Origin of the sequence: Mycolicibacterium hippocampi (assembly GCF_010723735.1) — a bacterium.
Taxonomy (GTDB): domain Bacteria; phylum Actinomycetota; class Actinomycetes; order Mycobacteriales; family Mycobacteriaceae; genus Mycobacterium; species Mycobacterium hippocampi.
Genome location: NZ_BLLB01000002.1, coordinates 2,820,165 through 2,833,374 on the forward strand (window position 1 = coordinate 2,820,165; position 13,210 = coordinate 2,833,374).

Annotated in this window: 12 protein-coding genes; 9 read left to right on the forward strand and 3 right to left on the reverse strand. The window is 69.3% G+C overall.

All coding sequences use genetic code 11. From position 1 onward, the window contains the following. Positions 1–18: 18 nt before the first annotated feature. On the forward strand, positions 19–1,233 hold the full coding sequence (locus G6N53_RS14660; RefSeq protein WP_163889458.1) for a CoA transferase: 1,215 nt from the start codon (positions 19–21) through the stop codon (positions 1,231–1,233). Continuing rightward, entirely contained in the window at positions 1,230–2,051 is an 822-nt protein-coding gene (locus G6N53_RS14665; protein ID WP_163889460.1) for an acyl-CoA thioesterase, read from the forward strand. The genes G6N53_RS14660 and G6N53_RS14665 overlap by 4 nt, the downstream gene beginning before the upstream one ends. Here the strand turns inward: G6N53_RS14665 and G6N53_RS14670 are convergent. From G6N53_RS14670 to G6N53_RS14680, 3 genes are all read right to left on the reverse strand, one after another. Beyond that, positions 1,981–4,515 (reverse strand): non-ribosomal peptide synthetase, encoded by a 2,535-nt coding sequence (locus G6N53_RS14670; RefSeq protein ID WP_163889462.1) that lies wholly within the window; start codon positions 4,513–4,515, stop codon positions 1,981–1,983. The genes G6N53_RS14665 and G6N53_RS14670 overlap by 71 nt on opposite strands. A 130-nt stretch (positions 4,516–4,645) precedes the next feature. Beyond that, positions 4,646–5,476, reverse strand: coding sequence for a DUF1206 domain-containing protein (locus G6N53_RS14675; protein WP_163889464.1), 831 nt, complete (start codon positions 5,474–5,476; stop codon positions 4,646–4,648). A 73-nt stretch (positions 5,477–5,549) separates the two neighbouring features. Next, positions 5,550–6,116, reverse strand: coding sequence for a TetR/AcrR family transcriptional regulator (locus G6N53_RS14680; RefSeq protein WP_163889466.1), 567 nt, complete (start codon positions 6,114–6,116; stop codon positions 5,550–5,552). A 48-nt stretch (positions 6,117–6,164) separates the two neighbouring features. Here G6N53_RS14680 and G6N53_RS14685 point away from each other — a divergent pair, with 48 nt between their 5' ends. From G6N53_RS14685 to G6N53_RS14715, 7 genes are all read left to right on the forward strand, one after another. Further along, positions 6,165–7,034, forward strand: coding sequence for a lysophospholipid acyltransferase family protein (locus tag G6N53_RS14685; RefSeq protein WP_163889468.1), 870 nt, complete (start codon positions 6,165–6,167; stop codon positions 7,032–7,034). An 83-nt stretch (positions 7,035–7,117) separates the two neighbouring features. Beyond that, the gene (locus G6N53_RS14690; RefSeq protein WP_163889470.1) at positions 7,118–7,489 is read left to right on the forward strand and encodes a YraN family protein; all 372 of its coding nucleotides are present in this window, start codon (positions 7,118–7,120) and stop codon (positions 7,487–7,489) included. Further along, positions 7,489–8,997: a YifB family Mg chelatase-like AAA ATPase gene (locus G6N53_RS14695; protein WP_163889472.1), complete on the forward strand. Its 1,509-nt coding sequence runs from the start codon at positions 7,489–7,491 to the stop codon at positions 8,995–8,997. Before G6N53_RS14690 ends, G6N53_RS14695 begins: the two co-directional genes overlap by 1 nt. Then, positions 8,997–10,118, forward strand: a complete 1,122-nt coding sequence (gene dprA, locus G6N53_RS14700; protein WP_163889474.1) for a DNA-processing protein DprA — start codon at positions 8,997–8,999, stop codon at positions 10,116–10,118. Before G6N53_RS14695 ends, dprA begins: the two co-directional genes overlap by 1 nt. Positions 10,119–10,199: 81 nt before the next feature. Next, positions 10,200–11,057 (forward strand): siderophore-interacting protein, encoded by an 858-nt coding sequence (locus G6N53_RS14705; protein WP_163889476.1) that lies wholly within the window; start codon positions 10,200–10,202, stop codon positions 11,055–11,057. A 36-nt stretch (positions 11,058–11,093) separates the two neighbouring features. Continuing rightward, positions 11,094–12,254: an alpha-hydroxy-acid oxidizing protein gene (locus G6N53_RS14710; RefSeq protein ID WP_163889479.1), complete on the forward strand. Its 1,161-nt coding sequence runs from the start codon at positions 11,094–11,096 to the stop codon at positions 12,252–12,254. Positions 12,255–12,286: 32 nt separating this feature from the next. Continuing rightward, positions 12,287–13,189, forward strand: coding sequence for a tyrosine recombinase XerC (locus G6N53_RS14715; RefSeq protein WP_163889481.1), 903 nt, complete (start codon positions 12,287–12,289; stop codon positions 13,187–13,189). Positions 13,190–13,210 lie beyond the last annotated feature (21 nt).

Sequence of the window (13,210 nt, forward strand, 5' to 3'; positions counted from 1 at the left end):
GCTTGATAGCTTGACCCGATGACCGCTGCACCTGACCCGGCCCGCCCGCTCGCCGGGGTGCGGATCGTCGAGATCTCCAGCTTCGTCGCGGTGCCCCTTGCCGGGATGACACTGACCCAGCTCGGTGCCGAGGTGATCCGCGTGGACCCGATCGGCGGTGCGGCCGACTACCGCCGCTGGCCCCTCACCGAGGGCGGCGAGAGCATCTATTGGGCCGGGCTGAACAAGGGCAAGCGCTCGCTGGCGGTCGACATGCGCTCCGAAAAGGGGCAGCAGCTGGTCGCCGAACTGATCGCCGACAGCGGCGTTTTCATCACCAATGTTGCTGGCCGGCAATGGCATTCCTACGAAACCCTGACAGATCTGCGGCCGGATCTGATCCACGTCGAGGTGTCGGGACGCGCCGACGGTGGCACCGGCGTCGATTACACCGTCAACGCCGCTATCGGTTTCCCGTTGGTCACCGGGCCGGCCGACCTGGCCACACCCGTCAACCACGTGCTGCCGGCGTGGGATGTCAGCTGCGGGCTCTACGTGGCACTGTCGGTGGTCACCGCGCTGCGTCACCGCGATGCGACCGGTCACGGCCAGCGCATCAGCATCCCGCTGGAGAACGTGGCGTTGGCGACGGCAGGCAACCTCAGCCTGTTCACCGAGGTGATGGTCAACGGCACGTCGCGGCAACGCATCGGCAACGCGGTGTACGGAACCTACGGGCAGGACTTCATCAGCAGCGACGGGGTGGCGTTCATGGTCGTCGTGTTGACGGGTCGGCACTTCCGCGACCTGACGGCGCTGACCGAAACCACCGAAGCCGTTGCGGCGCTGGCCGAGTCGCTGGGCGCGGATTTCTCCGACGAGGGTGAGAGATACCGGCACCGCAGTGCGCTGAGTGCGCTGTTCGCCGAATGGTTCGCCGCCCGGTCCGCAGAGGACATCAGCGCCGCGCTCGCGACGACGTCGGTGTTGTGGGAGCGCTACCGAACCTTCGCCGAGACCGCCGCAGACGAAAGGGTCACCGCCAACCCGATGTTCACCGAAGTCGACCAGCCACGGGTGGGTCGCTATCTGGCTCCGGGCCTGCCGGTGTCGATCGACGGGGCCTACCCGGCGGCGGTGCCCGCGCCCGCGCTCGGCGACGACACCGCCGCGGTCCTCGGCGATCATCTGGCACTGTCCGCCGAGAAGATCGAGGAGCTGGTCCGATCCGGCACCGTGGCCGGTCCGCGATGAGCACCCTGTTGGATCTGCTGGATGTGACCGCCGGATCCGGGGACACCTGGCAGGGTCGGGGCAGTGGCCCCGCCGGAAAGCGGGCCTACGGCGGCCAGTTGGTGGCTCAGGCCCTGGCCGCGGCGTCTCGGACGGTCAACGCGGAAAAATCGCCGACGAATCTGCACCTGCAGTTCCTGCGCGGGGGAGACGCGGGAGCGCCCGTCGACTATCGGGTGGAGCGGGTTTTCGACGGCCGCACCGCGGCCTGCAGGCGGGTCGACGCGCTGCAGGACGGGCGGCTACTGGCCACGGCGACGATGTCGTTCGCCGCCGCGATGCCCGGGCCCGAACACGGCCTGCGCGGGTCCATGCCGGAGGACCCGCAGACGTTGCCCCGCACCGGCCCCCCGGGTCCCGCACCGTCGATGCCGCTGGACGAACTGGACATCAGGGTCGTCGACGGCACGTCCGACGGGCAGTTCGTGCGCCGGTTGTGGTGGCGGGCGACGGTGCCGCTGCCCGCCGAGCCTCTGGTGCACACCCTGATCGCGGTGTATGTCACTGATGTCTACCTGATCGATCCGGCGCTGCAGGTGCACGGGCACTCGATGCGGTCGAGAAGCCACCGCAGCGGAACCACCGATTCCTCCGCCTGGTTTCACCGCGGGATCATCGCAGATCAGTGGAATCTGCTGGAATGCCGCTCACCCGCGGCCGGGCGCGGCCGCGGGGTCGTCACGGCGAGCCTGATCGGCAGCGACGGCGTCATCGCGGCGACCCTGGTTCAGGAAGGCTTGATCGCAGCGCGGGAGCCTGTGCCGGATCCTGCGCGCTGACCCTGCGTTCGGCGAGCCGTCTGCGCAGCCGGGTCACCGCCGCGGTGATCGCGACGCCGACGGCGATCGATGCGACGACGCCGAGGACCCGATAGCTGCCGAACAACGGATAGACCTGGTAGTGGGTCAGGTAGGTGTACAGCGACGCCTCCGCGACCACGCCCGCGACGGCCGCCAGCACCGACGGGCAACGCATCACGGGCACCCAGATCAGCAGGGCGAGGCCGGCGAGCACCAGGGTCTCGCGCAGGGTGTTGCCGAAGTAACCATGCACGCCTACCGCCAACACGACCGACACCAGGACGCGCTGTGGGATCGTCGTCGCCTTCGCCGCCGCCCAGCCCGCCGCGAAGAACCAGAAGGCCAGCACGGTGAACCATGCGTCACGGGCGATGCCCAGGCCCAGCACGTCGAACCGCAGCAGGACGACGCCGCCCACCAGGAATGCGGTGGCCAGCGTGAACGAATGCCGACGTTCGAGTCGGTCCACCGCCGGCAACCAGAACAGCACCGTGAGCGCGACCAGTGTCCACACCAGTACTTCGACGAACCACAGCCGTCCCGCGGTCATGCTGTCGGAAGGGCCGAGGAACTTGTTGGCCAGCAACAGATTCGTCGGATGGTAGTCATCGGTGATCACCAGCGCGACCGCGATCCACAGCACCGACGGCACCGCGACCCACGCGATCGTGTTGCCGAGATGGCGGATCCGGTCCGTCCTGGGCAGCGGCGTCAGGCAGAACCGGCCGAAGTTGTAGCCGGCGACGCCCAGCAGGATGTGGGCGCCGCCCCACAGTTCGAAGACTTCGGCGTGTGAGCCGACGATGAGCAGGATCGCGGCCGCGCGCAGCGCGACGCTGGTCTCCAAGGTGCTGCCCCATGATCGCCACCACCGGTGTGGCGGCGCGGGCTGTGCTTCGAGTTCACGCAGCGACAGCCGCTGCCACTGCGCCGGAAGTCGGCCGAGTGCACGTTCGAGCCGCACCGACATGGCCACGTAAGACAGCGAGTTGCCGCCGAGGTCGACGAAACTGGCGTCGGGGTCGATCTCGGCGGGGTCGAGGTGGAGCACTTCGGCGAAGAGCGCCCGTAGGTCGGCGTTCGGTGGCGGGGCCGCGGCGGCGGTGCCGGAGACCAGGGCACGCGCCGCCGGGTAGTCGGGCTTGCCCGACGCCAGCATCGGTAACTCCCGCACGGACGCGGCGGCCACGGCGCCCGCGGGAATACCCGCCGCGGCGGCGGCCAGCTGCTGCAGCTCTCTCGGGCGGTGATCACCGGCGGCCACCACCGCCAGCTGCTCGCCGTTGTCGGTGCACAGCGCACGCAGGCCGTTGTCGCGCAACGTTGTCTCGACCTGTGCGAGGTCGATGCGCAGGCCGTACATCTTCACGAAACGGCTTCTGCGGCCGATGACTTCGTACAATCCGTCACCGCCACGGCGGGCGATGTCGCCTGTGTGCAGCGCGTCCATGCTGGACCCGAGTGACAGATCCTCGGGGCCGTGCGAGTAGCCCATCATGACGTTGGGGCCTCGGTACACCAACTCGCCGGCGCCGTCCTCGGGCCAACCGTCGACAGGCTCGAGGGAAAACGATCCCCCCGGGATCGGCAGGCCGATCGCCGAGGCGCGGCTCAGCGCGAGATCCGGTGGCAGATAAGCCATTCGTGCGGTCGCTTCGGTGGCCCCATACATCACGAAGAGCTGCCAGCCCTGCCTGTCGGCCAGCGTGGCGAACCGGCGGACCCGATCGGCGGGCATCCGGCCACCGGCCTGGGTCAGGTAGCGCAGGTGGGGCAGATGCATCGAGGCGAAGTCGACCCTCTCGAGCAGTTCGAAGGTGTACGGAACCCCGGCGAACGTGGTGCCCCGGTGGCGTCGGAACAGATCCCAGAACGCGTCATCGGCCACCGAGTGTTCGGTCAGGATGAGCGCGGCGCCGACCAGCAGATGGCTGTGGACGACCGACAGCCCGTAGCAGTAGGACATCGGCAGCGTGGTTGCCGCCCTGTCGGTGCTGTCGATCTGCAGATATTCGGCGATGGCCGACGCGTTGGCGAGCAGGTTGGCGCGGGAGAGTCGAACAAGTTTCGGGGAACCGGTACTCCCGGAGGTGGACATCAGCAAGGCGAGATCATCGTGCAAGTCGTGGCCGGCCCCCGGGCGCAGGTGGATGCCCGTCGCGTCGATGACCACATCGGGCCGGTAGGTGGTGATGAGCGCGCTGTGGTCGCGTCCGGGCGGCACAGGGATCACCACGTGATCACCGGCCAGCGCGGCCAGGTAGCGGACCAGTGTGTCGACGTCGTTTCTTGTCTCGAGCAGGATCAGGCGACGTCGGTCGCCCAGGTCACGGGCGGCGGCGGCGACCAGGTCGGCGAGCTCGTCGTAGCAGAGTCGCCGCGAGTCGGTCAGCACCGCGACGTTCTGGCCATGGCGGCGCAGGTGAGCGACCAGCGGGCTCATCGCAGGGCCCGAGGCACCCGTTGGGGCGCTCGTCGCATCCGGGCAGTCCTTTCGGCGACAGGTACCGAGCACCTGAGCTGAGGCTTACCGAAGTGAGGATACCGTCACCTCACCATCTGCCCAAAGGCGATCACATGCGGCCGAAGCGGCTCCGGATGAAGCTGTACACGCCGAACGCGGCGATCCCCAGCGCCGCAGCGATCAGCAGGAACTTCCCGAACGGCGCCTGACCGAGGGTCTTGATCGCGGCGTCGAGACCGCTGGCCTTGGCCGGGTCGGCCTGCAGGGTGGCGATGATGACGAGCAATCCGGCGCCGGCGAGCACCAGGCCCTTAGCGACGAACCCGGTGATCCCGGTGGCGACGATCGCGGTGCCGCCGGAGACGCGCAGATCGTCGAGGAACTTCTGCGTCACGCCCTTGTAGACGTGATACCCGCCGACGGCCACCACGGCCAGGCCCACGACGATCAGCACCGCCTTGCCCCATCCCGACTGCATCAGCTGGGCGGACATGCCCGCGTTCTGCTGGCCGCTGGACTGGCCGCTGCCCATCGCGAACCGCGCGGCGGACAGCGCGATGGCGAAGTTCGCGACGGCCACGCCCAGAGATCGGGCACGTTTCCAGGCCGGGTTGTCGTCATCGGAGCCGGAACGTTCCCCGGGCCGGGGACCGACGACGGCCTCGGCGATGCGCCACAGGCCCAGAGCCACCAGGCCGACCGCCGCGGCCCACAGCATGACCTTGCCTCCGGTCTGGCTGCCGAGCGTGGCCAGCGCCCCCGACTGGTCGGCGTTTCCGCCGCCGCCGGTGAGGGCGAGCTGCAGGATGATGTAGCCGATCAGCAGGTGCAGCACGCCGCTGGCGGCGAAGCCGGCCCGAGCGATGTACTCGAAGGCGTCGCTGTCGGTGGCCCGGTCGGCGACGCCGTGCACGGACTGGGGTGAGGATCTGTTGGCCATGACGCCTCCTGGTCGCGGATGGCGCTGTATACCCTGGTTTTGACGCCGGCGAAACTGTGGGCGTCGCGACGGCTCAGTGTGGGGCGCTGATGATCCGGGCGGCCGCCTCCACGGCGCTGCGACGGTGGTGCGGTGCAGCGCGGTCGTCCGCCGCCGGCCGCGGCCCCGGCCAGTGCGCCCACGCCATCGCGATCCCGAAGAGCAGTACCAGCAGCTCTTCCGGATCCCATGCGGGGTCGACGTGGCCGCTGTCCTGGGCGATCCTGATGGCCGCGATCGTCTGGCCGGGCAGGGCCGCGTCCGCACCGGGCGGGTGGTCGAAACCCATGCCCTCCAGCCGTGCCCAGGTGAGCATGCGTAGATGTTCGGGGTGCCGCTGCGCCAGGTCGTGAAGGTCGCCCACGAAGTCGGGCACCGCGTCGGGGCGAAGTGTCACCGCCCGGAACAGTTCGGCGCCGTCGGCGGCAGCGACCTCGCGGAAGAGGGCCTCTTTGTCACCGAAGTGGGCGTAGAGGCGTTCCTTGCTGGCGTCGGCGGCACGCGCGATGCGGTCCACCCGGGCGCCCGCGAGGCCGTAGGCGGCGAATTCGGCACGTGCGGCGCTCAGGATTTGCCGGCGCAACTCGTCGCTGGTTCTCACAGCAGAAGCATAACCAAACGAACTGGTTCGTTCGGTAGTGTGGATGTCATGAACGCGATGCCGGTGATCGACGCCATCATGAACCCCCCGCAGCGGGTCCGCGCGGTGCGCCGGGCGGTCGACACCGTCCTGGAGCGGATCGGCCCGCTGGTCGATCTGTCCCGCCCGTATGTGGACGGGTTGGAGAACCTGCCGCGCGATGGTCGGTTCCTGTTGGTGGGCAACCACACTCAAGGAGGCGCCGAGGTACTGCTGATTCCCTACTTCGTCCGGCGGGAAATCGGCACCAGGGTGCGCCCGCTGGCCGAGCGCCGGATGGGTGATCTTCCCGCCCCCATGGCGGACCTGATCGCCGCGTACGGGGCAGTCATCGGTTCGCCGGACACGGCGCGCGAACTGATGCGCCACGACGAGACCATCCTGGTCTTTCCCGGCGGCGGCCGGGAGATCGCCAAGTTCAAGGGTGAGGAGAACACGCTGCGCTGGCACGGCCGCGCCGGGTTCGCCCGGGTCTCGGTGGAGAACAACTACCCGATCGTCCCGGTCGCGCTGATCGGCGGTGATGACGTGTACCGCAGCCTGATCACCCGGACAAGCCGACTGGGGCAACTGAGCCTGGCTGCAGCCCAGAGGTTCTCGGGCACGACCGATATGGCACCCCCGCTGATGCGGGGAATCGGACCCACGCTCATCCCTCGGCCGCAGCGGATGTATCTGCAATTCGCGGCGCACATCGACACCACGAAACCGGCGCGGATCGCCCGCGACGAGTGGGTGAGCACCGTCAAGGACAGGACCCAGCAGTCGTTGGAGGCAGCGATGGCCGGCCTACTGGACGTGCGCAGTGGCGATCCCTACCGCGAACTGAACCCGCTGGCCTGGCGGCATGCGACCCGTCCACCGGACGTGCGCGGATGATCGGCTTGGGGATGAGTTCGCGGTTGGGGACAGCCGGCGGCTGAGCCCGGATTCTGTCGGCCGGGCGGCGCAGAGTGCACAGTATGACTACAACAGACCGCCGCGCCGAGATCGGGGCGATGGGTGAGCAGCTGGCCGTCGACCACCTGGAGCGACTCGGTTTGCGGGTGCTGGTGCGTAACTGGCGCTGCCGCTACGGAGAACTGGATGTCGTCGCCGCCGACGACGCCGCACGCACGGTGGTGTTCGTGGAGGTGAAGACCCGGACGAGCGAACAGTTCGGCGGTGTGGAACAGGCGGTGACGCCGGCCAAGGTGCGTCGGTTGCGGCGGCTGGCCGGACTGTGGCTCGCCCAGCAGCACGGCCACTGGGCGTCGGTGCGCATCGACGTGATCACGATCCGGATCGGTCGTCGCCGCACGCCGGAGGTCACCCACATCCAGGCGGTCGGGTGATGGCGCTGGGCAGGGCATTCTCGGTGGCGGTTCGCGGTGTGGCAGGCGAGATCGTGGAGATCGAGGCGGACATCACCGCGGGGCTGCCCGGAGTTCACCTGGTCGGGCTGGCCGATGCCGCGTTGCGGGAGTCGCAGGCCCGGGTGCGGGCGGCCATCACCAACTGCGGGTTCGACTGGCCGATGGCTCGGCTGACCCTCGCGTTGTCCCCGGCGACGCTGCCGAAGATGGGTTCGGTCTATGACATCGCGCTGGCCGCTGCCGTGCTGTCGGCACACGGCAAGAAAGCCTGGCCGCGTCTGGAGAAGACGGTTCTGCTCGGTGAGTTGGCGCTCGACGGCCGGGTCCGTCCGATCAAGGGGGTGTTGCCGGCGGTGCTGGCGGCGCAGAAACAGGGCTGGCCCGCGGTGGTGGTGCCGATCGACAACCTGGCCGAGGCCAGTCTGGTCGGTGGGATCGAGGTCTGGGGTGCCAGGACGCTGGGTCAGCTGCGGATGTGGCTGGCAGGTAAGGGGGACCTCGATCCGCGGATCGACGGGCCGCTCGAAACCCCGGAGACCGCTGCCGACCTCGCCGACGTGCTCGGGCAACCACACGCCCGCTACGCGGTCGAGGTGGCGGCAGCCGGCGCCCACAACCTGATGATGACCGGACCGCCCGGTGTCGGGAAAACGATGCTCGCACAACGACTCCCGGGGCTATTGCCGAAACTCACTCACGAGGAGGCGCTGGAGGTCACCGCGATTCACTCCGTCGCAGGGTTGTTGACCGGTGGTGCACCGCTGATCACCCGGCCGCCGTTCGTCGCTCCGCATCACACATCCAGCGTGGCTGCCCTGGTCGGCGGCGGTTCGGGGATGGCGCGACCGGGCGCGGTCAGTCACGCCCACCGGGGAGTGTTGTTCCTCGACGAGTTCGCCGAGATCAACAGCGGAGCACTCGAAGCCCTACGAACCCCCCTGGAAGACGGTGAGATCCGGCTCGCCAGGCGGGAAGGTGTGGCGAGGTATCCGTCCCGGTTCCAGTTGGTGCTCGCAGCCAACCTGTGCCCATGCGCACCCCCTGACCCGCGTGACTGCATCTGCGGATCCGCGGAGAAGCGGCGTTACCGCACCAAGCTGTCGGGACCGCTTCTCGACCGCGTCGATCTGCGCGTCGAGATGCACGCCTCCCGCGGGGGTGCGTTCGCCGCGGAGCAGGGGGAGAACACATCGGCAGTGCGGCAACGGGTTTGGGCAGCGCGCAAGGCTGCCGAGGGCCGCTGGCGACCGTATGGGATCACGACCAATGCCGAAGTGGGCGGGGCGTTGTTGCGCACCAAGTTCTGGCCCCCGGCCGAGGCGATGGCCCCACTGCGGACCGCCCTGGACCGCGGGCAACTGACGATCCGAGGGGTCGATCGGACGCTGCGGGTCGCGTGGACACTGTGCGACCTCGCAGGGCGTCCCCGCCCCGGGAAGACCGACGTCATGACGGCGCTGTCGTTCCGGCAGGGAGGAGCGCTGTGATGGACGACAAGAGCCGCCGCGCGTGGGCGTACCTGTCCCGGGTCGCTGAACCGCCGAATCCGCTGCTGGCCGAACTCGTCACTTCGGTGGGGGCTGTCGAGGCTGCCGACCTCATCAGGCGACGCGGCCACCAGGGTCTGCTGCGGGCGACCGCCGCGCGCTACGACATCGACTCCGCCGAAGCGGATCTCGAGGTGCTCGACCGGTTGGGCGGACGTCTGATCACTGCAGAGGACGAGGAATGGCCGCACCTGGCGTTCACCGGCTTCCGCACGCTGGACCATACAAAGCGGCCGCAGGGGCACCCGCCGCTGGTGCTGTGGGTTGTCGGGCCGTTGGCACTGGCCGATGTCGCCGAGCGGTCGGCGTCGATCGTCGGCACCAGGGCCGCCACCGCGTACGGCGAGTATGTGACCGCCGATCTGGCCGCCGGCCTGGCCGAGCGGGATGTGACGGTGGTGTCCGGCGGTGCCTACGGCGTCGACGGCGCCGCGCACCGCGCCGCATTGGCTGCAGACGGGCAGACCGTCGCGGTTCTCGCTGCCGGCATCGACGTGCCCTATCCGGCAGGGCATTCGGCGTTGCTGCACCGGATCGGCCGACACGGACTGGTGGTCACGGAGTACCCGCCGGGAACGCGACCGACGCGCCGGCAGTTCCTGACGCGCAACCGGTTGGTGGCGGCACTGGGGCGGGCTACGGTGGTCGTCGAGGCCGGTGTCCGCAGCGGTGCGGCCAATACGGCGTCGTGGGCCCGTGCGTTGGGTCGTCCGGTGGGCGCGGTTCCCGGCCCGATCACGTCCTCGGCGTCGGTCGGCTGTCATGATTTGCTCGCCGATGGAGCGAAGGTCATCACCAGGGCTGCCGACGTGGTGGAACTGGTCGGTCATGTGGGGGAGCTCGCCCCGGACGTGGCGCGCCCGGCCACTTCTCTGGACGGCCTGACCGACGAGGAGCTCACGGTGTACGAAGCCCTGCCGGGGCGTGGGAAACGCGCGGTGGAGGAGATCGCGGTGGCCGCCGGACTGCCGGTCACCGAGGTGCTCGGCCCGCTGACAATGCTCGAGGTGCGGGGGCTGGTCACGCAGGTCGAAGGCAGTTGGAAGCTGGCCGGACGGTAGTCGCGCGGAACCGCGGACAACCCTGAGGTGGCTGGCGCGCTCGTATAGTCGGACAGGACAGCGAGCAGAGGATGGTTTGAAGTGGCAGGACGTCCCGTGCACACCTTCGAGGTGGTGCGCACCGAGCAGTTGACGCGACACATGGTCCGGGTCGTGCTCGGTGGTTCGGGACGTGGCTCAGGACAAGGAACGGGCTTCGACACCTTCACGCCCATCGACAGCACCGACGCATACGTGAAGCTGGTGTTCGTCGACGACGCCGTCGACGTCGGCAGCCTCGACCAGCCGCTAACGCAGGACAGCTTCAAAGCACTGGACCACACGGTGCGCACCTACACCGTTCGCCGTGCCGACACGCAACGGCGCGAGATCACCATCGACTTCGTCGTGCACGGCGAGCATGGCGTCGCCGGGCCGTGGGCGGCCTCCGCCACCGTCGGACAGCGGATCTTCGTGATGGGTCCCAGCGGTGCGTACGCACCGGATCCGGCCGCGGACTGGCATCTCCTCGCCGGTGACGAGGCCGCATTACCCGCGATCAGCGCCGCGCTGGAAGCGCTGCCCGACGACGCGATCGGCAAGGCGTTCATCGAGGTGGCCGGCCCCGAGGACCAGATCGAGCTGACCGCGCCGGCCGGTGTGGACGTCGCATGGATCTACCGGGGTGGGCGCGCCGACCTGATCGGTGACGAGAGCGCCGGTGACCACGCACCGTTGATCACCGCCGTCAAGGAAGCCGCCTGGCTGCCGGGCCAGGTCCAAGTGTTCATCCACGGCGAGGCACAGGCCGTCATGCACAATCTGCGGCCCTACATCCGCAAGGAACGCGGCGTCGACGCCAAGTGGGCCGGGTCGATCTCCGGGTACTGGCGACGGGGCCGCACCGAGGAGACCTTCCGGCAGTGGAAGCGGGAACTGGCCGAGGCCGAGGCCAAATAGCCCTGCCGAGCCAGCTACCAGTGGCACCCTTACGCCATGACCTTCGGTAACTACCAGCTCGAGATCTACCTGCAGGGCCTGTCCGGCGTACTGCCTTCCCTCCCCATGGATTACGCCGGCTGGGAGGCCAAGGCCGAGGTCGCGATGCCACCGTCGATCTGGTCGTATGTCGCAGGCGGTGCCGGTGACGAACGCACCCAGCGCGTCAACAGGACGGCCTTCGACCGCTGGGGACTGATGCCGCGGATGCTGGTCGGCGCCACCGAGCGCGACCTCACCGTCGATCTCTTCGGCATGACGCTGCCGTCGCCGCTGTTCATGGCGCCGGTCGGGGTGATCGGAATCTGTGCGCAGGGCGGGCACGGTGACCTGGCGACTGCCCGCGCGGCCGCGCGCACCGGTGTTCCGATGGCGGTGTCCACGCTGACCGAGGATCCGATCGAGGACGTCGCCGCCGAGTTCGGGGCCACCCCAGGCTTTTTCCAGCTCTACACACCGACCAACCGCGACCTGGCCGCCAGCCTGGTCAGTCGCGCGGAGGCCGCGGGCTACAAGGCCATCATCGTCACCCTCGACACCTGGATCCCGGGATGGCGACCGCGTGACCTGGCGAGCTCGAACTTCCCGCAGCTACGCGGGCACTGTCTGGCGAACTACACCAGCGACCCGGTCTTCCTCAGCTTGCTGTCCCAACCACCCGAAGAGAACATGCAGGCCGCGATCATGCAGTGGGTGCAGCTGTTCGGCAATCCGCTGACCTGGGAGGACCTGCCCTGGCTGCGGTCGCTAACCGATCTCCCGCTGGTACTCAAAGGCATCTGCCATCCCGACGACGTCCGCCGCGCGAAGGACGGCGGCGTCGACGGCATCTACTGCTCCACCCACGGCGGCCGGCAGGCCAACGGCGGGCTACCGGCGATCGACTGCCTTCCCGACGTGGTGGAGGCCGCCGACGGAACGCCGGTGCTGTTCGACTCCGGAATTCGCAGTGGCGCCGACATCGTCAAGGCGCTGGCTCTGGGGGCGACTGCGATCGGCGTCGGTAGGCCCTACACCTACGGCCTGGCCATCGGCGGCGAGGACGGCATCGTGCACGTGTTGCGGTCGCTGCTGGCCGAAACCGACCTCATCATGGCCGTCGACGGCTACCCGACGCTGGCCGATCTCACCCCGGACACGCTGCGGCGCGTCACCTGAGTCGCGGTACCGGCGTCTGCCACGGTGGTGCAATGGAGGCCATCCTCGAGGAGTTCGACCAGTATCTCGCGCTGGAGCGTGGCCGCTCCGAGCACACCCGTCGCGCCTACCTCGGCGACCTGCGCTCGCTGTTCGATTTCCTTGCCCAGCGCGCCCCCGAGCCCGGGCTTCGCACCCTGACCCTGCCGGTGCTGCGCTCCTGGCTTGCCGCCCAGGCCGCCGGCGGAACCGCGCGCTCGACGCTGGCCCGCCGCACCTCGGCGGTCAAGACGTTCACCGCCTGGGCGGTGCGGCGTGGTCTGATGACCGACGACCCGGCGACCCGGCTTCAGGTGCCCAAGGCGCGCCGCACCCTGCCCTCGGTGCTGCGTCAGGACCAGGCGAGCGACGCCATGGACGCCGCGAAATCCGGTGCCGAACAAGGTGATCCGCTCGCCCTTCGGGACCGCCTGATCGTGGAGCTGCTGTACGCCACCGGTATCCGGGTCAGCGAGCTGTGCGGCCTGGACGTCGACGACGTCGACACCCCGCGGCGGCTGCTTCGGGTGCTGGGCAAGGGCAACAAGCAGCGGACGGTTCCCTACGGCGAACCCGCCCACGTCGCGCTGACGCAGTGGCTGACCGACGGGCGCCCGGCGCTGGTGACCGCCGGTTCGGGTGCTGCGCTGCTGCTCGGTGCCCGCGGTGGTCGGCTGGATCCGCGACAGGCGCGCACCGTCGTGCACCAGACGATGACCGCCGTCGCCGGTGCGCCCGACATCGGCCCGCACGGCCTGCGGCACAGTGCCGCCACCCACCTGCTTGAGGGGGGCGCTGATCTGCGGGTGGTCCAGGAATTGCTCGGTCACTCGTCGCTGGCCACCACGCAGCTCTACACCCATGTCACCGTCGCGCGGCTGCGCGCCGTGCACGACCAGGCCCACCCCCGCGCATAGCCGCACGCGAGGGTGGAGCAG